22 protein-coding genes and 1 tRNA gene are annotated in these 21343 nt (G+C 63.9%); 11 read left to right on the forward strand and 12 right to left on the reverse strand.

Features of this window, described 5'->3' with window-relative positions; all coding sequences use genetic code 11:
- The first annotated feature begins 1 nt into the window (after nucleotide 1).
- From RPC_RS18940 to RPC_RS18955, 4 genes are all read left to right on the forward strand, one after another.
- Complete coding sequence (locus RPC_RS18940) at nucleotides 2–466, forward strand: response regulator (RefSeq protein WP_011474197.1); 465 nt, start codon at nucleotides 2–4, stop codon at nucleotides 464–466.
- Nucleotides 463–1596, forward strand: coding sequence for a hybrid sensor histidine kinase/response regulator (locus tag RPC_RS18945; protein WP_011474198.1), 1134 nt, complete (start codon nucleotides 463–465; stop codon nucleotides 1594–1596). The genes RPC_RS18940 and RPC_RS18945 overlap by 4 nt, the downstream gene beginning before the upstream one ends.
- 456 nt (nucleotides 1597–2052) lie before the next feature.
- Entirely contained in the window at nucleotides 2053–2208 is a 156-nt protein-coding gene (gene pufB, locus RPC_RS18950) for a light-harvesting antenna LH1, beta subunit (protein ID WP_011474199.1), read from the forward strand.
- 12 nt (nucleotides 2209–2220) lie between these two features.
- Entirely contained in the window at nucleotides 2221–2418 is a 198-nt protein-coding gene (locus tag RPC_RS18955; protein ID WP_011474200.1) for a light-harvesting protein, read from the forward strand.
- 271 nt (nucleotides 2419–2689) lie between these two features.
- Here RPC_RS18955 and RPC_RS18960 read toward each other — a convergent pair whose 3' ends face one another.
- From RPC_RS18960 to pufB (RPC_RS18980), 5 genes are all read right to left on the reverse strand, one after another.
- Nucleotides 2690–3121, reverse strand: a complete 432-nt coding sequence (locus RPC_RS18960) for a hypothetical protein (protein WP_011474201.1) — start codon at nucleotides 3119–3121, stop codon at nucleotides 2690–2692.
- Between the two features lie 15 nt (nucleotides 3122–3136).
- Nucleotides 3137–3808, reverse strand: a complete 672-nt coding sequence (locus RPC_RS18965) for a hypothetical protein (protein WP_011474202.1) — start codon at nucleotides 3806–3808, stop codon at nucleotides 3137–3139.
- Nucleotides 3809–3810: 2 nt separating this feature from the next.
- Nucleotides 3811–5262: a PucC family protein gene (locus RPC_RS18970; protein WP_011474203.1), complete on the reverse strand. Its 1452-nt coding sequence runs from the start codon at nucleotides 5260–5262 to the stop codon at nucleotides 3811–3813.
- A 192-nt stretch (nucleotides 5263–5454) separates the two neighbouring features.
- A complete protein-coding gene (locus RPC_RS18975; protein WP_011474204.1) occupies nucleotides 5455–5634 on the reverse strand; it encodes a light-harvesting protein in 180 nt (59 codons plus the stop codon).
- A gap of 12 nt (nucleotides 5635–5646) precedes the next feature.
- Nucleotides 5647–5802 carry a light-harvesting antenna LH1, beta subunit gene (gene pufB / locus RPC_RS18980; RefSeq protein ID WP_011474205.1) on the reverse strand — a complete coding sequence of 52 codons (156 nt, stop codon included), beginning with the start codon at nucleotides 5800–5802 and terminating at the stop codon, nucleotides 5647–5649.
- 473 nt (nucleotides 5803–6275) lie between these two features.
- Here pufB (RPC_RS18980) and RPC_RS18985 point away from each other — a divergent pair, with 473 nt between their 5' ends.
- Nucleotides 6276–6956 carry a response regulator transcription factor gene (locus RPC_RS18985; RefSeq protein ID WP_011474206.1) on the forward strand — a complete coding sequence of 227 codons (681 nt, stop codon included), beginning with the start codon at nucleotides 6276–6278 and terminating at the stop codon, nucleotides 6954–6956.
- A 492-nt stretch (nucleotides 6957–7448) separates the two neighbouring features.
- Here the strand turns inward: RPC_RS18985 and RPC_RS18990 are convergent.
- Nucleotides 7449–7525 (reverse strand) — tRNA-Met (locus RPC_RS18990).
- Nucleotides 7526–7822: 297 nt separating this feature from the next.
- Here RPC_RS18990 and RPC_RS18995 point away from each other — a divergent pair.
- The gene (locus RPC_RS18995; RefSeq protein WP_011474207.1) at nucleotides 7823–9256 is read left to right on the forward strand and encodes an aldehyde dehydrogenase family protein; all 1434 of its coding nucleotides are present in this window, start codon (nucleotides 7823–7825) and stop codon (nucleotides 9254–9256) included.
- Between the two features lie 79 nt (nucleotides 9257–9335).
- A complete protein-coding gene (locus RPC_RS19000; RefSeq protein ID WP_011474208.1) occupies nucleotides 9336–10943 on the forward strand; it encodes a GMC family oxidoreductase in 1608 nt (535 codons plus the stop codon).
- 264 nt (nucleotides 10944–11207) lie between these two features.
- Here RPC_RS19000 and RPC_RS19005 read toward each other — a convergent pair whose 3' ends face one another.
- Nucleotides 11208–11969: an SDR family oxidoreductase gene (locus RPC_RS19005; protein ID WP_011474209.1), complete on the reverse strand. Its 762-nt coding sequence runs from the start codon at nucleotides 11967–11969 to the stop codon at nucleotides 11208–11210.
- Nucleotides 11970–12094: 125 nt separating this feature from the next.
- Between RPC_RS19005 and RPC_RS19010 the strand changes: the two genes are divergently transcribed.
- The gene (locus RPC_RS19010) at nucleotides 12095–12610 is read left to right on the forward strand and encodes a CvpA family protein (protein WP_011474210.1); all 516 of its coding nucleotides are present in this window, start codon (nucleotides 12095–12097) and stop codon (nucleotides 12608–12610) included.
- 105 nt (nucleotides 12611–12715) lie between these two features.
- Entirely contained in the window at nucleotides 12716–13498 is a 783-nt protein-coding gene (locus RPC_RS19015; protein WP_011474211.1) for an SDR family oxidoreductase, read from the forward strand.
- 100 nt (nucleotides 13499–13598) lie between these two features.
- Here RPC_RS19015 and RPC_RS19020 read toward each other — a convergent pair whose 3' ends face one another.
- Nucleotides 13599–14228, reverse strand: a complete 630-nt coding sequence (locus tag RPC_RS19020; protein ID WP_011474212.1) for a response regulator transcription factor — start codon at nucleotides 14226–14228, stop codon at nucleotides 13599–13601.
- A 326-nt stretch (nucleotides 14229–14554) separates the two neighbouring features.
- Here RPC_RS19020 and RPC_RS19025 point away from each other — a divergent pair, with 326 nt between their 5' ends.
- Together RPC_RS19025 and RPC_RS19030 are read left to right on the forward strand one after the other, a co-directional pair.
- Entirely contained in the window at nucleotides 14555–15502 is a 948-nt protein-coding gene (locus RPC_RS19025; RefSeq protein WP_011474213.1) for a tripartite tricarboxylate transporter substrate-binding protein, read from the forward strand.
- A gap of 7 nt (nucleotides 15503–15509) precedes the next feature.
- On the forward strand, nucleotides 15510–18080 hold the full coding sequence (locus tag RPC_RS19030; protein ID WP_041802070.1) for a hybrid sensor histidine kinase/response regulator: 2571 nt from the start codon (nucleotides 15510–15512) through the stop codon (nucleotides 18078–18080).
- Between the two features lie 26 nt (nucleotides 18081–18106).
- Here the strand turns inward: RPC_RS19030 and RPC_RS19035 are convergent, their stop codons facing one another.
- The 4 genes from RPC_RS19035 to RPC_RS19050 form a co-directional block, all read right to left on the reverse strand.
- The gene (locus tag RPC_RS19035) at nucleotides 18107–19354 is read right to left on the reverse strand and encodes an EAL domain-containing response regulator (RefSeq protein ID WP_011474215.1); all 1248 of its coding nucleotides are present in this window, start codon (nucleotides 19352–19354) and stop codon (nucleotides 18107–18109) included.
- A 158-nt stretch (nucleotides 19355–19512) separates the two neighbouring features.
- Nucleotides 19513–19827, reverse strand: coding sequence for a hypothetical protein (locus tag RPC_RS19040; RefSeq protein ID WP_011474216.1), 315 nt, complete (start codon nucleotides 19825–19827; stop codon nucleotides 19513–19515).
- Between the two features lie 9 nt (nucleotides 19828–19836).
- A complete protein-coding gene (locus RPC_RS19045; RefSeq protein WP_011474217.1) occupies nucleotides 19837–20721 on the reverse strand; it encodes a CheR family methyltransferase in 885 nt (294 codons plus the stop codon).
- Between the two features lie 123 nt (nucleotides 20722–20844).
- The gene (locus RPC_RS19050; protein ID WP_011474218.1) at nucleotides 20845–21339 is read right to left on the reverse strand and encodes a chemotaxis protein CheW; all 495 of its coding nucleotides are present in this window, start codon (nucleotides 21337–21339) and stop codon (nucleotides 20845–20847) included.
- Nucleotides 21340–21343: the final 4 nt, after the last annotated feature.

Consider the following 21343-nt stretch of genomic DNA (forward strand, 5'->3'; position numbering starts at 1 on the left):
AATGACACGCGACAATGCAGTGCCGACCGTACTGGTCGCGGAAGATCACAACTACGACCAGATGATTCTGAAAGAGGTGTTCTCGCGCGCCGGGATCCGCGCCGACCTGCGCTTCGTCAACGACGGCGAGCAGATGCTCGATTATCTGCACCGCCGCGGGCGGTTCGCCGAGGCGTTGTCCGCCCCCACCCCCGCGCTGATTCTGCTCGATCTCAACATGCCGCGGCTGGACGGCCGCAAGGTGATCCGCATGCTGCGCGAGGACGACACCATCCGGCACCTGCCGGTGATCGCGCTGTCCACCTCCGAGAGCATCAAGCACATCACCGAGGCCTATTCGATCGGCATCAACGCCTACCTGGTCAAGCCCGCCAACATTCCCGACTACGTCACCAAGATCAATTCGCTGTGGCAATTCTGGATGGTGGCGGCTTCGCTGCCGGTGGTGGAGACCTCACCCTCATGAGCAGCGATACGATCAGGGCGCTGCTGGTCGACGATGCCGAGATTGAATACCGGTCGCTCGACCGCATGCTGCAGAAGATCTCCACCCGGCGTTATCGGCTGGATTGGGCCGCCAGCTTCGACGAGGGACTCGCCGCCTTCCGACGCGACGAACACGACGTCTTTTTGGTGGACTTCCGGCTCGGTCCCGAGAGCGGTCTCGATCTGATCCGCCGCGCGCGCGAATTCGGCGTGATGAAACCGATCATCATGCTCACCGCCTACGGCGATGCCATCATCGATGCCGCCGCCACCAAGATCGGCGCGAACGACTATCTGGTGAAGGGCGAATACGACGCCGTGCTGCTCGACCGCGCGATCCGCTATTCGACCCGCAACGCGCAGAACCTGGTCGACCTCAACCGCAGCCTCGCCGAGACCGGCGCGGTGATTCGCGAGTTGAAGTCCGAGACCGAGCGCCGCATGGTCGCCGAGGCCGAAGTCTCGAATGTACTGCGTCGGACGGTGGCCGAGCAAGAAGCCGAACGGCGACGCATCACCCGAGAGCTGCACGACAATATCGGCCAGTCGGTGACGCTGTTGCTGCTCGGATTGGGATCGCTGGCGCGCTGCACGGTCCCGGGCTGCGAGGCCGCCGAGAAGGTCGACGGATTGAAAGACATCGCGCGGCGCATGAGCATGGATCTGCACCGCCTCGCCTGGGAGATCCGGCCGGCGATGCTCGACGATCTCGGACTTGAGACCGCGATTCGGCAACTCACCGTCGAATGGTCGCAACATTGCGACCTCAGCTTCGACCTGTTCCTGTCGCTGGGCGACCGCCGCTTGCCGCACAATGTGGAGAGCGCGCTGTATCGTGTGGTGCAGGAGGGAATCAACAATGTGGTCCGCCACGCCCATGCCAGCAGGGTCGGCATCATCCTGAAGGCCTGGGACAATGTCGTCAGTTGCATCATCGAAGATGACGGCGGCGGCATCGCCGATCGTCCGGCGGGACCGACGTCGGATACCGCGTTCTCGGGGCTCGGACTGATCGGCATGAGAGAGCGACTGGCCTTGGTCAATGGCACGCTGGATTTCGAATCGAGTCCGGGCAAAGGCACCACGCTGTTCGCGCGCGTGACGTTATGACCTCGCAACGGTACCGCAGGGCGAGAACCGCTCGCAATGTCGACGCCCCTGACGCCCGCGAGGCCATCGGCTGCGCAATTAATTGCCTTTGGCGATCCGATCAGCGGCACTGGTAACCGTTCCGCCGTCAAGATTCGGGAAATCCTGACGAAGCTTGCCGACGTCCGGAATGAGACGGGCTTACCCAAGTGTCAAATGAAGTTGACGCCGAACTACGTCGGATTAGTCTCCCATTGCTTTCTGATTGTAAGTTGCCGCACAGGCGATCTCTGAATCAGACCGGAGAACTGGAACGGTATTCTCTCACAACTAACGATCCCTGCGCTTCATGGCAGGACCGGTCGCGGTCTCGCAGCAGACACGACAGTTGCGACGAGGTGAACGAGTTCACCGTGACAGCATAATACCTACGTGCGGGTTCAGCACGGAGTTGCACCACTCTCAAGAGGTTATCTGATGGTTGACGATCCCAATAAGGTCTGGCCGACAGGTCTGACGATCGCCGAATCCGAAGAACTCCACAAGCACGTGATCGATGGTACGCGCGTGTTCGGCGCGATCGCGATCGTTGCGCATTTCCTGGCGTATACCTATTCGCCGTGGCTGAAGTAAGGGGGACGTAACATGAATCAAGGTCGTATCTGGACCGTTGTGAATCCGAGCGTCGGCCTGCCGCTGCTGCTGGGCAGCGTCGCCGTGACCGTTCTGCTGGTCCACAGCGCCGTGCTTTCCAACACCACTTGGTACCCGGCATTCTTCAGCGGCAAGGTCGCGGTCTCCGCTCCCGCGACCGCGCCGGTGGTCGCTCCGGCGAAGAAGTAACAGGCCGTAAAGCCAAACTGCTCAAGACCATCGAAAATCCCCTGGGTTGGGGGTTTTCGGTGGTTTTATTTTTCCGCTGTTGAATTTGCGATGGCCCCCACCTCACTCGGAGGCGTCGCCATCGCGCAGCTTCTCGCCGGCCAAGGCGCACCCCACAACCAGAAACGCCGCAGCCAGCGCCGGAATTCGGCGACTAACTGCGGCGTGTAACCGTCTGGGAGGTCGAGAGCGTGGCTTGGTGGCTTTGGTCTTTCGTGGTCCTGGTGGGGCGTCAGTTCAGCAGCGTCGGAATTCCGAGCAAGGACGACAGCGTCGTCGGATTCTTGATCAGCAGCGGCACGCCGGAGAACGAGCGGTAGCCGTTCTTCTCCTGCAGCAGAAGCGGCGTTCCCGACATCGACTTGTACGGACCCTTGGTGTTGATCAACAGCGGCGTGCCGGAGAACGACTGATACGCCCCCTTCTGTTCGAGCAGCAGCGGCGTTCCCGACAACGACCGGTACGGGCCCTTGGTGTTGATCAGAAGCGGCGTGCCGGAGAACGAGTAATGCGGCCCGCGGGTCGGCAGCAGGATCAGCGACCCGGAATAGGAGCTGTATTCCGCTGTCGGCTTGGTCAACAGCGGGGTCCCGGAAAATGACCTGTAGGGTCCGGCGGTGTTGATCAGCAGCGGCATTCCCGAGAAGGATCGATAGTTCGACATCAGATTTACCCTTGGTTATTTTGATAAGGTTGGGATGCCAAGCCAAGACGACAGCGGCGTCGGGTTGTTCAGCAGCAGCGGCGTCCCGGACATCGACTTGTATTCGCCCTTCTGCTCGAGCAGCAATGGCGTGCCGGAGAACGAGGTGTAGGGACCAGCACTCTTGAGCAGCAGAGGCGTTCCGGACATCGACCTGTATTCGCCCTTCTGTTCGACCAGCAGCGGCGTGCCCGACATCGACTTGTATCCGTCCTTCTGCTCGACCAACAACGGCGTCCCCGAATACGGCTGATAGGGTCCGGAGGAATCCAGCAGCACGGGAATGTGCAGCAACGAGGAGAACGGCGCGGCGTCGTCCCAGATCAAAGGGTCCGAGCTCGGCGTCGTGCTGGACTTGATCGGGTTGTACTTGCCGAGAATGTCCGAGGCCCTAGCGCCGGTGCCGAAATGGGCTTCGACCACCACCACGGCGCCGCCACGTTTGACGACGTCAGCGAATGTCGCGGCCTGATACTTCACGATTCCGGTGTTGGCGATGGCGTTGATGAGATCGTCATTGCTGCCGCGGTTCTGCACCGTGGCACTCGGAAACAGCTTGACGCTGGTGAAGTTGGCCGCCTTCAGTTCGGCCTCCAGGCCAGCAATCTGCCGGACCGTCTCATAGGTGCGAGTGATATTCTGGGTCATGGCTACTCCGTTTTGGTCTCCAGGCGGCTGAACGGCCTTAGGTCGGGACTCTGCTCCGCTCCAGCTTGGACTCCGACACGACGAATGAGCGGCACCATCGTCACGAGGGTTGCGAACAACAGGACGATCTCGAGGCCATAGACGAAGTCGTACCCCGAGGCCGCCCCGAGAACGTGGTTCGGCGCGATCGCGGCGACCAAGTCGCGCAGAATGCCGCCGAGGGCAATGGCGACGCCCGCAGCCGACGCCTGCACCGCGCCCCAGGCGCCGAGCGCCAGGCCGGCCTGATGCTTCGGCGCGCAATTCATCGTCGCGGTCAGGGTGCCGTGACCGAACAGCCCGGCGCCGAATCCGATCAACGCGGTGCCGAGCCCGAACAGCAAAGCCGAGTCCAGGGGATCGGCGGCGATCACCGCGGCGAAGGCCGGGATGCCGATCAGCGCGCCGAAGCCGGCCATCCGGAACGGATCGGCGCCGCGGCTGAGAATCCGTGAGGCGAGCCCAAACCCGAACAAGCCGCCGATCGCCAGCGCCGCGGTCAGCTTGGTGGTGTCGCCGACGCTGAGATGCAGGATCTGGCCGCCATACGGCTCGAGCAGGACGTCTTCCATGCTGAACGCCATGGTGCCGAGGCCGACCGCGATCAGCCGTCGAATGGCGTTGTCGCCCTGGATGAACACCTGCCAGGTTTCGCGGAACGACGGCTGACGCTGCGCCGCGGCGGCCGGTTTGCCGCCGGGGCGGCTACGCGCCTCCTGCTTCCACACCGCGACGGCGTTGAGCACGATGGTGACCACCGCCGCGCCCTGGATCACCTGAATGAGGCGCCCGGTGCTGAAATCCGCCAACAGCGCGCCGAAGATCAGCGCGCTGGCGATCATGCCGAACAACAGCATGACATACATCAGCCCGACGACCTTGGGCCGCGATTCCGGACTGGCGAGATCGGTCGCCAGCGCCAAGCCGACGGTCTGCGTGGTGTGCAAACCGGCGCCGATCAACAGAAAGGCCAGCGCCGAGCCGGCTTGGCCGATCCAGGCCGGGGCGTTGCGGGCCTCTTCGCCACCGGACAGCACTAACAATGCAAACGGCAGAATGGCCAGTCCACCGAACTGAACCATGGTGCCTTTATAGAGAAAGGGCACCCGTTTCCAACCGAGCACGGAGCTGTGGATGTCGGAACGAAAGCCGATCAACGCCCGAAACGGCGCGAAGATCAGCGGCAAGGAAATCATCACGCCGACGATCGATGCCGGAACGTGGAGCTCGACGATCATCACCCGGTTCAACGTGCCGACCAGCAGCACCAGGGACATTCCGACCGAGACTTGAAACAGCGAAAGCCGCAACAGCCGGGACAGCGGCAGATCCGGCGTCGCCGCATCGGCAAATGGCAGGAAGCGCGGACCAAGCGTCGCCCAAACCTTCATGACTCGTTGGCTGACAGAGTTCATCGTCGAGCAATCCAACCGATGAGAGGCCGTGAGATCGAGCACCGGCCTCCGATTGAAGCGTGGAATCGACCCCTTGCAGCCGAACCATCGGCCGGCGGTCGCGCCTGCGATTGCCCGCCAGTGGGTCCGCTACAAAGCGAGCGGACCGGGACCCTTGGATCCCGGTCCAGCCACACAGCTCAAAGAGCCGTATTAACCGACGTTGACCGGGCTCTCGATGGCGGCGGTCTTGCCGTTCATGAACTTCGGGAACCAGGTGGTGTGGGTCAGGATCGCGAAGTGAACGAGGATCACGATGGTGGCGACGCTACCGAGCAGCAGCGGGAGGCCAACCGACGGCTTGACGACAGTCCAAATCTTACCTTGATTCATTGTCCGTACCCCTTACTTCAGCCACGGCGAATAAACATACGCCAGGAAATGCGCGATGATCGCCACGGCGCCGAAGATGCGCGTGCCGTCGATCACATGCTTGTGGAGTTCTTCCGATTCCGCGATCGTCAGACCTGTCGGCCAGACCTTGTTCGGATCGTCAACCATAACATAACCTCCTAAGAGACTTACGACTCCGTGCTGAACCCGCACGTAGGTATTGCGCTGTTAGTCAAACGCGCACGCGTTCGACCGCAGCATTTTCAGGTCAGATCGCCTCGCTCGAAGAACACGCTCCGCCGTCGGCGGGATGCTTACTTGTGCGAAGCTCTCTTCACTCGTTTCGGGCGTGATGCTTGTCAGCACGCGTCCCTCTTGAGTGAGTGTCAAACTAAACTGACACGCTCTCTTGTCAATTTAACATGACACTTCAATCCGTCCGTGTCATTCTGGATCAAGCGGCTCGGAAGTCAGGAATTCCTGACAGGGAGAATTGATCTAAATCGCAGTTTCTCCAGGTGCATCAGCATAGGGTTCGTCAGGAACGAACGTCGGCTCGGGATCACGGAGCGTGTCGTCCTCGCGGTTCGCTTCAGCTCGCGATGATGTGACAGGCGCACAGTTGAACTTCGGTGTGAAACATGGATCAGAAAGCTAGTCCCTCGCGCCTCCGGATCTTTCTTGCCGACGATCACCCCGTCGTCCTGAGCGGCATGAAGACCCTCATCGCGGCGGACGATGGTCTGGAAATGGTCGGCGAAGCCACCGATGGTCCGGAGGCTTTGCGCTCGGCGCTCGAGTTGAAGCCGGACGTTGCGGTTTTCGACCTGTCGATGCCCGGCATGAACGGCATCGATGTGGCGCAGAAATTTCTCGCGGCGCGGCCGGATGCGCGGGTGTTAGTTCTGTCGGTGCACGAGGATGGCGTCTATCTGCGGCGACTGCTTAAACTCGGCGTCGCCGGTTACATCCTGAAGCGTTCGGCGTCGGACGAACTGATCCGCGGCATCCATGCGGTGGCCAATGGCGGCATCTATCTCGACCCTGCGATTGCCGGCCAGGCGCTCGGGCGCCCCGCACCGATGGCGCCTGCGGGCAACGAGACCAGCGCGATTTCGGAGCTCAGCACGCGCGAACTCGAGGTGCTGCGACTGGCATCAGTGGGTCATAGCAACAAGGTGATTGCAATACGGCTTCAGGTCGGCCCCAAGAGCGTCGAGACCTACAAGGCCCGAGCAATGGAAAAACTTGGATTCTCCAGCCGCGTCGAACTGATACGCTTCGCGCTGAGCATGGGCTGGCTCGACGCCGCAGATCTTTGATCGGTTCGACAGACGCAGTCGCTTTCCTGCAAGACCTGCAGCGCGCGCCGAATTCGCGCAGGATCGGCGCGGTCTCGGCGACAGCCGCCGCCAGGACACGGCCGTCGATAGGGTCATGCCCTTACGCCTCGGCTTGCGCGCTGGTCTAGGTCGACCGCTCAGCGGACGATCCGGTCAAGGCGACGGCCATGAGCGGCGTCTCCAAGCGGCCGCGACGGAGATCGACGCCAAAGGTGAAGGCGTTTCGCGGTCGGCCGAAAGGACATTTGCCATGTCTGTAGGGCGTCGGTGTTGGGCAACTGAAAAGCCGCGCAGGCATTCCTCAGGAATCCCCAGGAACCAAGAACTCAAAAGCGCGCACCGAATCGCGCGTGACCAGTGCCAACGAGGCGGCTGACGGCGTCGCCTTTGCGGCCGCTCGATCGGGCGGCTCAGAAAACACAACGCCGCCCCGGCGGTGAGACCGGGACGGCGTGTGACTTTTAACAAACTTGGTTGCGGGGATAGGATTTGAACCTATGACCTTCAGGTTATGAGCCTGACGAGCTACCGGGCTGCTCCACCCCGCGATAAACCTTTGCACGCCCTGACAATTGTCTCCAAACGACACCGCGCAACGCCCGAAGGCGTCGATCGATCCAATCCGGAAGCTTCCTGAGAGGGCAACCAGGGCGAAGCCCGTGGTGCGAGGGGTGTGTACCAATGCTCGCCGGGTTTGGGAAGGCCCGTCTGCAATATTTTCAAGATATTATGACGGCCGGGAACCACCTACCGGCCGAGCCATTGCGGGCCGGGCAATCTCTGCGCAAAATGCCGCAAAAGCCCCGGCAATTCGACCGAACGGGGCCCGCAGGCGAGGACACATCATGGATCAGGCGCTGCACAGTGCCGGGCGCAGAGCGCTCGACGACGACTTTCATCGGATGTGGGCGACGGCGCGGCAAACCCCGCCGCCGCCTCTGGAGACCCGCCTCGACCGGCTGGCGCGCCTGCGGGCGCTGATTCGCGACCATGAGGCGGGGTTCAGCGCGGCGATCTCAGCGGATTTCGGCCATCGCTGCCCGGTGGAAACCCAGATCGCCGAGACGTTGTCGGTGCTGGGCGAGATCAAGCACACCGCGAGGCATCTGAAAGCCTGGATGGCGCCGCGGCGCATCGCCACCCAGTTGCAGTTCCTACCCGGCCGCAACCGGCTGATCCCGCAGCCGCTCGGGGTGGTCGGCATCATCGCGCCGTGGAATTACCCGTTGCAGCTGACCTTGGCCCCCGCGGTGGCGGCGCTGGCCGCCGGCAATGCGGCGATGATCAAACCCAGCGAATTGACGCCGCGGTTTGCCGCCCTGCTGCAGGAAACCGTGGCGGCCAAGTTCGCGCCCGACGAGATGGTGGTGACCGGCATCGAGGACGACATCGCCGAAGCCTTCGCCGCGCTGCCGTTCGACCATCTGATGTTCACCGGCTCGACCAGGGTCGGCCGCATCGTCGCCGCCGCCGCCGGCCGCAATCTCACCCCGGTGACGCTGGAGCTCGGCGGCAAGTCGCCGGTGATCATCGACGCCTCCGCCGACCTCGACCAGGCGGCGGCGCGGATCGCCTATGCCAAATTGCTCAACGCCGGCCAGACCTGCATCGCACCGGATTACGTGCTGGTGCCGAACGTCTCGCTGCAGGCCTTCGCCGACAAGCTGCGCGACGCGATGCGCCGCATGTTCGGCGCCGACCCCGGCAACCAGGACTACAGTTCGATCATCGCCGAGCGGCATTATGCCCGGCTCGAGGGCCTGCTCGCCGATGCGCGGGCGCTCGGCGCCAGCGTCGTGCAGAGCGCCTCGCCCGACGACGCCGCGTGGAAAGCGCTGCGCAAATTCCCGCCGACGGTGCTGACCGGCGTCAGCTCCGAGATGAAGATCATGCAGGAGGAGATCTTCGGGCCGCTGCTGCCGATCCTCGGCTACGACGACGCCAGCGAGCCGATCGCTTTCATCAACGCCCGCGACCGGCCGCTGGCGCTGTACTGGTTCGGCACCGACGACGCCGCGCGCGACGAGGTTTTGGCGCGCACCGTCTCCGGCGGCGTCACCGTCAACGACTGCCTGGTGCATTTCGCGCAAGTCAACCAGCCGATGGGCGGCGTCGGCGCCTCGGGAAGCGGCGCCTATCACGGCGAATGGGGCTTCAACACCTTCAGCAAGCTGAAGCCGGTGTTCTATCGCTCGCCCTACAACCGCTTCGCCGATCTCTATCCGCCCTATGGCGGCACGGTCGCGCGGCTCGCCAAACTGCTGCGCTGGCTGTCCTAGCGCTGCTGACCATCACGACGACGACGGCGGCCAACGTGCCGATCGGCGAACAAATAACAAAACACTCAGGGGAGGAAACATGAGCGAGAGCTATGATTTCATCGTGGTCGGCGGCGGCTCCGGCGGCTGCGCGGTGGCCGGCCGGCTGTCGGAAGATCCTGCCACTTCGGTGGCGCTGCTCGAGGCCGGCGGCGCCTGCGACAATTGGGTGGTGAAGACGCCCTACACGCTAGCCTTCATGGTGCCGAGCAAGCTCAACAACTGGCATTTCCACACCGTGCCGCAGCGCGGCCTGGGCGGCCGGATCGGCTATCAGCCGCGCGGCAAGGGGCTCGGCGGCTCCTCGGCGATCAACGCTATGGTCTATATCCGCGGCCACAAATCGGACTACGACCATTGGGCCGCGCTCGGCAACGCCGGCTGGTCCTATGACGACGTGCTGCCGTATTTCAAGCGCTCGGAAAACAACTCCGATTTCAATGGCGCGTATCACGGCCAAAGCGGTCCGCTGCATGTCAACAAGCTGCGCACCGACAATCCGGTCCACGAGATCTATCTGCAAGCGGCGCGCGAGGCCCAGTTCCGGATCCGCGACGACTTCAACGCCGAGGAGCAGGAAGGCCTCGGCCTCTATCAGCTGACCCAGCACAATGGCGAACGCTGGAGTGCGGCGCGCGCCTATCTGCAGCCGCATATCGGCCAGCGCGCCAATCTGCGGGTGGAGACGCAGGCCCATGCCAGCCGCATCCTGTTCGACGGCACCCGCGCGGTCGGCGTCGAATATCGCCAGGGCAACCAAACGCTGCAGCTGCGCGCGCGGCGCGAGGTGATCCTGTCGTCGGGCGCGTTCCAGACGCCACATTTGTTGATGCTGTCCGGTGTCGGCGACGCGGAGGCGCTGGCGCAGCACGGCATTGCGTCGGTGCATCATTTGCCCGGCGTCGGCCGGAATTTGCAGGACCATCCGGACTTCATCTTCGCCTACATGTCGGACAGTCCGTATTTCACCGGCACCTCGTTCCGCGGCATCGCGCGGCAACTGGCCTCGATCGGCAAGTATCGACGCGAAGGCCGCGGCGCGATGACCACCAATTTCGCCGAATGCGGCGGCTTCCTGAAGACCCGCCCCGAGCTCGACGCGCCAGATATCCAACTGCATTTCGGCATGGCGATCGTCGACGACCACGGCCGCAAGCGGCGCTGGGGCACCGGCTTTTCCTGCCACGTCTGCCTGCTGCGGCCGGACAGCCGCGGCAGCGTCGGCCTAAACAGCGCCGATCCGCTGGCGCCGCCCTCGATCGATCCGAACTTTCTCGGCGAGGATAGCGACCTCGACGCCATGGTGGCGGGCTACAAGACCACCCGCCGGCTGATGGAGACGCCGGCGCTGAAGGCGCTGCAGCAGAGGGACATGTTCACCGCGCAGGTGCGCAGCGACGACGACATTCGCAACATTCTGCGCGCGCGCGTCGATACCGTGTACCACCCGGTCGGCACCTGCAAGATGGGGGTCGACGACGCGATGGCGGTGGTCGATCCGCAACTCAAGGTCCACGGCCTGCAGGGGCTGCGCGTCGTCGACGCCTCGGTGATGCCGACGCTGATCGGCGGCAATACCAACGCCCCGACCATCATGATCGGCGAAAAGGCGGCGGACATGATCCGCGGGGAGTTGCGGGTGAACTAAGCGGCCGGAGTTAGTCTGCTTGAACAGCTGCGCGCCGAAGTGCCGCGCGCAACAACACAATATAACCCGTCATTCCGGGGCACGAGCGGCGTGAGCCGCGAGTGAACCCGGAATCCAGTACGCACCGCCCTGGAATACTGGATTCCGGGTTCGTTCGGCCTGCGGCCTCACGCCCCGGAATGACGGCCTCGTTTGAATTGAACGCCTGCAATCAAAGGCCCTTGGCTACAGGAATCAATACGCAGTTGCGCGGCATTGCGCGGCCTACGTCAGCAAAAACCCGCCATCAACGGTGATGACGCTCCCCGTCATGTAGCGCGAGGCGCCCGACGCCAACAACAGCAGCGCGCCGTCGAGGTCGGATTCGTGGCCGACGCGGCGCTGCGGGATGCGCTTCGCCAGCTTCTCGCCGCCCGGCGTGGCCCAGAAGTCATGGTTGATATCGGTGTCGATGTAGCCCGGCGCCAGCGCGTTGACGCGGATGCCGCTGCCGGCCCATTCCAGCGCCAGCGCCTTGGTGGCCTGCACCAGACCGGCCTTGGAGATGGTGTAAGGCGCCAGATACTTCATCACCCCCAAGCCGAGCACCGAGGCGACGTTGACGATATTGCCGCCCTGCCCGCGCGCCGTCATCCGCCGCGCCACTTCGGTGGCGGTGAAGTACGCGCCCTTGAGATTGGCGTTGATCACAGCGTCCCAATCCGCCTCGCTCTGTTCGAGCGCCGGCTTCTCCACCGCGATGCCGGCATTGTTGATCAGCACGCTGAGCGGACCGAGCTGCGCTTCCGCCGCGTCGATCGCGCCGCCGATCGCGCCGGTGTCGGTGACGTCCAGCTTCACCGCAGCGGCGCGGCCGCCGGCGGCGAGGATTTCGGCCTGCAGGCTGTGCAGCTTGTCGAGCTGCCGCGCCGCCAGCACCACGGCGGCGCCGCGCGCCGCGAGCACCCGGGCGAATTGCCGGCCGAGCCCCTGCGAGGCGCCGGTGATGAGGATGGTTTCTTTACTGACGTCGAATAGGACGGACATGCGGTTTCCTCGGTTGTTGCTTGCGTCCCTGATAGCGCGGCGCGCAGCCGGAGCAAACCGCAGACAATTTGACGAAAATAGTCCGTACCGCAGGCGCGGCCCGCAGCCCGCTGCCCGGAGCCGCCATGAACAGCTTCGACGTCGTCGTGTGTTTCGGCCTGGTGATCGCGATGACGTTCGGCTTCCGCGCCGGGTTGTTGCGCAGCGCCGTCACCATCCTCGGTTATGTTGTGGCGATGCCGATCGCGCTGTGGATCACCGCGCTGATCGCGCCGCGGCTCGGCGGCGCATCCGATCTTCCCACCGCGCAGACGTCGATGGCGTTCGTCGCAGCCTTCCTCGTCAGCGGCATCGGGCTCGGCGCGCTGCTGCGGACCGCCATCGACGAAATGGCCGGCGCGCATATCGGGCTGACCGACCGCCTCGGCGGCGCGGCCCTCGGTGCGGCGCGGGTCGGCCTCATCGCGATCACCATGGTGCTGATCTTCGACGAGTTGATCCCGGCCAACGCGCAACCGACCTTCCTGGCCGGCTCGCAGTTGCGGCCGCTGTTGTCGGCGGCGGGGCAGCAGGGCTTCAAATCGCTGCCGCCGGACGTCGCCGCCTATATCGCGCAATTGAAGCAGAGCCATCGGCTTTAGCGAGCGGGCAACAGCCTTGCGGCGCTCCCATCTAGGCAGGCCAAGGACGGGCCGCTAGTCTGCGCGGCATTCGCCATCGGCGACATCAATCGGGAGCAATTCAACGTGGATCTTGGAATCAAAGGCCGCCGTGCGCTGGTGTGCGCATCCAGCAAGGGATTGGGGCGCGCCTGCGCCACCGCGTTGGCCGCGGAAGGCGTGCACGTCACCATGACGGCACGCGGTGCCGAAGCGCTGGCGCAGGCCGCCGCGGCGTTGCGCCAGGCCTATCCCGGGGTCGAGATCACCGAAGTCGTCGGCGACATCACCACGCCGGAAGGCCGCGCTGCCGCGCTGAAGGCCTGCCCCTCGCCCGACATCCTGGTCAACAATGCCGGCGGCCCGCCGCCCGGCGATTTCCGCACCTGGACCCGCGACGATTGGATCAAGGCGCTCGACGCCAACATGCTGACCCCGATCGAACTGATCAAGGCCACGGTGGACGGCATGATCGAACGCAAGTACGGCCGCATCGTCAACATCACCTCGGCCGCCGTGAAGGCGCCGATCGACGTGCTCGGACTGTCCAACGGCGCACGAAGCGGCCTCACCGGCTTCGTCGCCGGGCTGTCGCGCAAAACCGTGCGCCATAACGTCACCATCAACGCGCTGTTGCCGGGGCCGTTCGACACCGACCGGCTGCGCACGGTCTCGGCCGGTCAGTCCAAGGCCAGCGGCATTCCGGTCGAGGAGATCATGAGCAAGCGGATGAGCGAGAACCCGGCCGGGCGGTTTGGCGATCCGGAAGAGTTCGGGCTCGCCTGCGCGTTTTTGTGCGGTTCGAAAGCCGGTTTCATCACCGGGCAGAACATCCTGCTCGACGGCGGCGCGTTTCCCGGAACGTTCTGATCGAGGGACTCTCGGCGTCGCGACCCGCGGCCACCATCAAAGGCCGCGGTCACCGCGCGGCCGCTTGATTTGATCAACGATCTACGGATCGTTGATCTCGCTATGCTCTGGGCACCGCGGCCATCACGATCCGCACCAGATCGGTAGCGTTCTTGGCGCCGAGCTTCTTCATGATATTGGCGCGGTGATACTCGATGGTACGCGGGCTGATGCCAAGCTGGCGCCCGGCCTCCTTGTTGGTGTTGCCCGAGGAGAACAGCTCCAGCACCTCGCGCTCGCGCATCGTCAGCGGCTCGCGTCCGGGGAAATTCAGCGACGGCACCTTCGGCACCAGACCCGCGGCGCGGCGGCGGGTGAAGGCTTCGATCGCCTCCTCGACCCGGGTGACGATTTCCGGGCCGCGAAACGGCTTCTCGATGAAATCCAGCGCGCCGTTCTTGATGGCGTTCACCGCCATCGCGATATCGCCCTTGCCTGAAATCATGAAGATCGGCGCCGGGTAGTCCTCGGCGTGCAGCTCTTCCAGAATATCGAGGCCGGAGCGCCCGGGGATGTGAACGTCGAGCAGAATACAGGCCGGGCAACGCGAGCGCGCAACCGCTAGCAACGCCTCGCCATCCGCAAAACAGATCGATTGGTAACCCGCTGCCGACAACACAATTGACAACGTCTCTCGCACGGCAGGATCGTCGTCGACGACAAATATCTCACGTCCAGATGTGTTGGTCATAATATTACTCCACATTCACCTTTAGCCGAGTCTTAATTCCAATCAACCCTCGTAGCTGTACCAGGCGTACTATTAACTCAAAAATAGCAGGCAACCGCCTAAAGCTCTTGCGCAGAGCATCACGATCGCCGGGCTCCGTCTGCCAGATTTCGTGCATAAGGATCACTGCAGGCGTGTTGTCGGCGGTCCTTGAAGACTGCAGCCTGCAGGCCGGCCACGACGCGGCGCCGGCATCTAAGAGTTAGCGAACCGGCATGAGATTAGCTAATTCCCCCCAGGGTACAACGTCTCGCCGTCGCTTTATTGCCTTATGCACAAGGGGGGCGATGGGCCTGATCGCATTCTCGACGGCGGCAGTCGCCCAATCCGACTATCCGGCGCGCAGCATCACGGCCATCGTTCCGTTCGCTGCCGGAGGTCCCACCGATACGGTGGCGCGGATCGTCACGACGCATATGTCGAGCACCCTCGGGCAGCAGATCATCATCGAGAATGTGGTCGGTTCTGGCGGCACCACCGCCGCGCTCCGGGCGACGCGGGCGCTACCCGACGGCTACACCATCATCATCGGTCATATGGGAACCCACGGCGCGGCGGTCGCGCTTTATCCCAACCTCGCCTACAACCCGATCAGCGACTTCGAGCCGATCGGCATGGCTGCGGGCATGGCCGTCCTGATCCTGGCCCGCAAGGATCTGCCGGCCGCCAGCCTCGCCGAATTCATCGCCGGAGCCCGCAGCGGCGCGGCGCCGCTCAACATGGCGCATGCCGGGCTCGGATCGGTGTCATTTGCGAGCTGCCTGCTGTTCAATGCGGTCACCGACATCCATCCATTGCTGACGCCGTTCCAGGGGACCGGTCCGGCGATGAACGCGCTGGTCGCCGGCCGCGTCGACTATATGTGCGACCAGATCGTCAGCGCGGTGCCGCGGCTTCAGGCCGGCATCGTCACCGCCTATGCGATAGGCGGCGAGCACCGCAGCCCGATCCTGCCCGACGTTCCCACCGCGGCGGAAGCCGGGTTGCCGCAGTTCCAGGTGTCGGCTTGGAACGCGCTGTTCGCGCCGAAAGCGACGTCGCCACAGATCGTCGCCCGGTTGAACGCCGCACTCGGCAAGGCGCTCGACAATCCGGCGATCCGCAAACAACTGCTCGATCTTGGCGGCGACATCCCCGACAACGACGGGCGCTCACCGCAGGCTTTGGCGGCGCTGGTGAGGAGCGAGATCGACCGATGGATGCCGCTCAAATCCGCCAATGTGCCACCGCGTTGACCCGGCCATGAAGCCGAGTTCCAAACGATTGCTCGGCGTGCTGTTCCTGACCAGCTTCAGCTTGATCGCCGCCATCGTCGGCACCAACCTGTTCGTGATGAATAATCTGCGGGAAAGCACGCTGCGCACCGCGGAAATCAACCTCGCCCGCTACAGTCTCACGCTCGCGGAAGAGGCGGACCGCTCGTTCAAATCGCTGGATCTGGTGCTGTCGAGCGTCGGCGACTATCTCGGTCGTCGCGGCGTGACCGACAGCGCCTCCTATCAGCAAACGATGTCCGATCAGGAAACCCACCTGATGCTGCGGGAAAAGATCACCGGGCTGCCGCAGGTGGACGCCGTGACCATGATCAATGAACGCGGCAAGCTGATCAATTTCTCGCGCTACTGGCCGATTCCCGACGTCGATATCTCCGATCGCGATTATTTCCGCGCGCTGCAGGCCGACGCCAATCTGGAAACCTTCATCAGCGCGCCGGTCCAAAACCGCGGCACCGGCACCTGGAACATCTACATTGCGCGCCGGCTGAACGACCCCAACGGCGCCTTCATGGGGTTGCTGCTCGGCGCGATGTCGCTGCAGTATTTCGAGAATTTCTTCGGAGCCACATCGCCCGGTGTCGGCACCGCGGTGTCGCTGGTGCGCGACGACGGCCTATTGCTGGCGCGCTATCCGGCATCCGATCGGATCGGCAAGATTTCCTCAGGCGCCGGGCAGCGGGCGTTGGCGGCCGGCGGCAGCCTGCGCGAAGCCGGCGACACGGATCAGCAGATGCGGCTGCACGCGGCGCGCATGCTGCCGAACTATCCGGTGCTGATCGCGGTGAGCCAAACCGAAGTCAGCGCCCTGCAGAGCTGGCGCAGTATCGCGGCCTTGATCGTGGCGATGTCGTCGCTCACCGCCATCGTGCTCTTGATCGTCACCGTGGTGATCGCCCGCTGGTGGATCAGACAGGACCAATTGATCAGCGACGCCCAGTCGGCGAACGCCGCGAAGTCCACCTTTGTGGCGATGATGAGTCACGAAATTCGCACGCCGATGAATGCGGTGCTCGGGCTCGCCACCAACCTGCTCGACAGCCGGCTCGACGCCGAGCAGCGCCGCTCGGTGGTCGGCATCCACGACGCCGGCGACGCACTGCTCGACATTCTCAACGATATTCTGGATTTTTCCAAGCTGGAGGCCGGACGGCTGTCGCTGGAATCCATCGCTTTTTCGCCCGAGGCGCTCGTTGAAAGCGCGCTCAGCATCGTGCTGCCCCGCGCCACCGCGCGCGGGCTGCGGGTCCGAAACCAGATCGATCCGTCGCTTCCGATCGCGCTGCAAGGCGATGCCGGCCGGATTCGCCAGGTGCTGCTGAACCTGATGTCGAACGCGGTGAAATTCACGCCGTCCGGCGAGGTCGTGGTGACGACGAAGTGCCGTTGGGCGGACGAGAGCTTCGCCGCGCTGGAGTGGATCATCGCCGACACCGGGATCGGCATCGCCGAACAAGACATCGGCTCGCTGTTCACCGATTTTGCCCAGGCCGACAGCTCGATCAGCCGGCGGTTCGGCGGCTCGGGTCTTGGGCTGGCGATCTGCAAGCGCCTGGTCGAGCAGATGGGCGGCGAGATCCAGGTGAGTTCGGCCTACGGCAAAGGCACCACCTTCAGGTTCAGCCTCACGCTTCCGCTCGCCAGTCAGTTGCCGGTGCCCGACACCGACGACCCGGTGGTCTACAGCGATTTCCGCCAGCGGATCGCCGCGCTCGGCCGGCCGCTGCGGATTCTGATCGTCGACGACAACCCGACCAACCGACTGGTCGCGGCGAAGATGCTGCAGGACTTCCCGACCCAGACCAACACCGCCTCCGACGGCAACGAAGCGGTGACCGCCGCCACCCGCTTCAGCTACGACGTGATCCTGATGGACGTCCGGATGCCGGAGATGGACGGACTCGAGGCCACCCGGGCGATCCGGGCTTGCGATGGCTCAATGCAAGGCGCTCCGATCATCGCGTTCACCGCCAACGCCTTCGCGGAAGACGCGATCGCCTGTCGCGAAGCCGGCATGAACGACTTCGTTTCCAAGCCGGTGCGCAAGAAGGCGCTGATCGAAGCGATCCTGCGGGTGCTGCCACGGCCCGATACGGCCGGCGAACGCGCCATCGCCGCCGCAACCGACGGCATCGACCTTGCGCCCTCGCGACAGCCAAAGCCAGGCGTACCGGCCGCCACGACGCTGCATGTGGCCCGCGACACCTATGAGACCATGGTCGAGGAAATCGGCTGCGAGGCGACGCTGGAGATCATCGCCGTCTTCGTCAAGGATACCGACGAACGGCTGGCGTTGTTGCGGCAGCTGTCGGTCGCGTCGCATCGCCGCGAGATCGAACGCGAGGCGCATTCGCTGAAGAGTGCTGCTGCCACGTTCGGACTGCATGACCTCGCCGGGCTGGCCCGGGAGTTGGAAAAGACCGCGCCCGTGATCACCGAGGCCGATTACATCGCGATGATCGGTCGCCTCGAAACCGCCTTCGGCGCGGCACGCGCGGCGCAGCGCCCGGACGACGGCTGTGTGACGGTCTCGATCTGAACGGTGGGCGCTCCGAGCCGCCGCGCTCACGCCTGCCGGCGCGTCATCCATGGCGCCAATCCGTCGCTTCGCAGCCGGCGATGCCAATCGTCGCACCAGGCCAGAAACGCATCGTGAGGCAGAGCGCGAGAAAACACAAAGCCCTGCCCGGCGTCGCAGCCGAGCCCCGCCAGCGCCTGCCAGGTAGCGACGTCTTCGATGCCCTCGGCGACGGTCTTCATGTTGTAGGATCGCGCGATCGTGACCGACGAGGCCACCACCTTCCAAAGGTCGGGATCGGTCAGGCACCCTCCGACAAAGGAGCGATCGATCTTCAGTTCGCAGAACGGCATCTGCGCCAGCACCGACATCGACGAGTAGCCGGTGCCGAAATCGTCCATTGAAATCCCGATTCCCTTGATCCGCAGCCGCAGCAGCGTATCCATCGCCAGCGAGACATCTCCCATTGCGGTGGTCTCGGTGATCTCGATCATCAGCGACCGCGCCGGGACGTCCAGCTGTTGCAGCAGCCCGCCGATGTCTTCGGTGATCGCCGGGTCGGACAACAGCGTCGCCGACAGGTTCACCGCGACGACGAATTCGGCGTCGTCGCGACCGATTTCCCGGGCCAATTGCAGCGCGCTGCGCAGGATCTGCAGCGTGACGGCTTTGATCGCGCCGCTACCTTCGGCCAACGGGATGAACAGGTCGGGACCGATCGGACCGAGCGTCGGGCTGTCCCAGCGCGCAAGCGCCTCGCAACCCACGACCTTGCCGGTCGAAAGCTCGAGCTTGGGCTGAAATGCCGCGTAGATCTCGCCATTGCCGACGGCAGCGTCCAGATCGGCGGCCGTGACCACGGCCTGATCGCGCACCGGACGCTGCTGCGCGCCGCAATCGCACCTGGCCGTGAGCAGCACCTTGCGCAACGCGGCCAGTTCGATCGGCTTCGGCAACGCCACCGCATCGCAGACGCCGCTCGAATGCGCCAGTCGCACCGCGGCGTTGAGAATGCGTTGCTCGCAGCCGCTGATCACGATGACGAACGGCCTCACCTGCAACTGCGCGATCAATCGCAGCAACTCGATGCCGTCGCGTTCACCGAGCGCGAGATCGATGGTGACGTAGCTGAACGAGGTCGTCGCAATCAGCTCGGCCGCGGTCTCGTACGACGCGGCAAACATCGAACGATAGCCGATCCGAGAACAGACCTCGCCGATCAGCCGACCCTGCATGCGATCGTCGTCGACGATCAGGACCAGGGGCGTGACACTCTCGATTTCTGCGGCGGTCATCGTATCGGTCCGTTGCCCGGCAGCATCGTTCGCTGCCGGCGCTTGCCCTCATTGGCGGCAGCCATTGTCGGCCGCCCGATATGAAAGAAGGCTTAGCTCGACTCTTCGGATTCCACACGACCTGCCGACTGCACGGATGGCCTCATCGGACCGTCCGCTCAGACTGCGGCTTGCTCGTCCCGCTTGGGTTTGCCGTTCTTGCTCTTGGCCTTCAGGAAGCGGACGTCGATTTCCGAGCCGTTGACGCGGATCAGTTCGCACCGCCGATAGGCCAGACCGGTCGACGACAGCAGCAGGAAGAACTCCTTGAGGTTCAATCCCTCGATCGAACCGTCCAGCGTCAGTTCGGCGTCGTTCGCCGACACCGCCTTCAGCACGCAGTTGCGTCGCCAGGTCCCATCGATCCCCATGATCCAGACGCTGTAGCCGCGCCCGAAGGTCACCCGCTCCGGCCCAATGTTCTCGATCGCCATCGCGGTCTCCTAGCGGCTCGTCGCAGTGCCGGTCTTCAGTCCGCCCGCGAACTGTCCCAGCGTAGCCGACGGCGACCGTGCCGCGGGCGGATTAGGCAGATACACGCCACGCCGTTTCGGGCAGACCCGGTAGCTGTCGGTAAGGCCGACGACGGTCTCCGCCGCGCCGAGGAAGAGATATCCGTCGGGCTCGTTGGCCTTCATCAGCCGGTTGAAGATATCGGACTTGGTCGGTTGGTCGAAATAGATCAGCACGTTGCGGCAAAAGATCACGTCGAATTTTCCGAGCCCGGCAAAATCCTGCAGCAGGTTGAACTGCCGATATTGCACCATCGCGCGGGTATCCGCGTTGAGCTGCCACATCGCGCCGACCTGCTTGAAGTGCTTGACGAGCATTTGGATCGGCAGGCCGCGCTGCACCTCGAACTGGGTGTAGAGCCCCGAACGCGACTTCTCCAGCACCTCCGGCGACAGGTCGGTGGCGATGATTTCGATCCGCCAGCCGGCGAGTTCCGCCGACATGTCCTTGAGGATCATCGCCAGCGAGTAAGGCTCCTGGCCGGTCGAGGCGGCCGCGCACCAGATCCGCAGGCTCTTGCGACCGGCGCGGGCCTTGATCAGATCCGGGATCACGCTGTCCTTGAAGTGATCGAACGGCGTCTTGTCGCGGAAGAAGAAGGTTTCGTTGGTGGTCATCGCCTCGACCACGTCATGGATCAGCGAATCCGGACCGCTCTTCATCTTCTGCACAAGTTCGCTGATGCCGGCGACGCCGATCTTTCGCGCCAGCGGCAGCAACCGGCTCTCAAGCAGGTAGCGCTTGTCCGCCGACAACATCAAGCCGGAGCGTTCCTTCAGGAGCTTCTGGAGATACTCATAGTCGAGTGGTGTCATGATCTCTTTCCTGAGGGAACATCCCGACCGTCACCGACGCGATGAGACGTGATTGCGGAAATTCATTAGATCGCAAATTATCCTGGCTGCTGATAACATCGAAACGTTCACTGATTGACTTTACTAAGCGGCCTGCGCGGAACTGCCGATTTCGAGGACGCGGTCGACGTCGAGGACGACCATGAGTTGGCCGTTGAGGCGGTGGACGCCGCAGGCCATTTTGGCCATGCGGGGATCGAGGTTGACGGGGTTGACCTCGCGGCTGTCGTCGGCGAGCTTCAAGACTTCGCCGATGCTATCGATCAGAAGGCCGTAGGATTCGCCGCGCAGGTCGACGCCCATCGCCATCGGCGGCTTGCCGTCGTCGATCCGGGGCAGCCCGAGCCTCGCGCGCATGTCGATCGCGGTGACGATGCGGCCGCGCAGGTTCAGCACCCCGGCGACATCGTCGGGGGCGAGCGGCACCTTGGTCAGCCGTTCCGGCATGAACACGTCCTGCACCCGGCTGATCGGCAGGCCGAACAATTGCCCGCCGATCATCGCGGTGACGTATTCGGTGATGGCGCCGTCGGAGGCGACCGGCTTTAAGGTTTCGACGCTGGAGATGTTGGTGGTCATCGTG

This window comes from Rhodopseudomonas palustris BisB18, assembly GCF_000013745.1.
Taxonomy (GTDB): Bacteria; Pseudomonadota; Alphaproteobacteria; order Rhizobiales; family Xanthobacteraceae; genus Rhodopseudomonas_A; species Rhodopseudomonas_A palustris_F.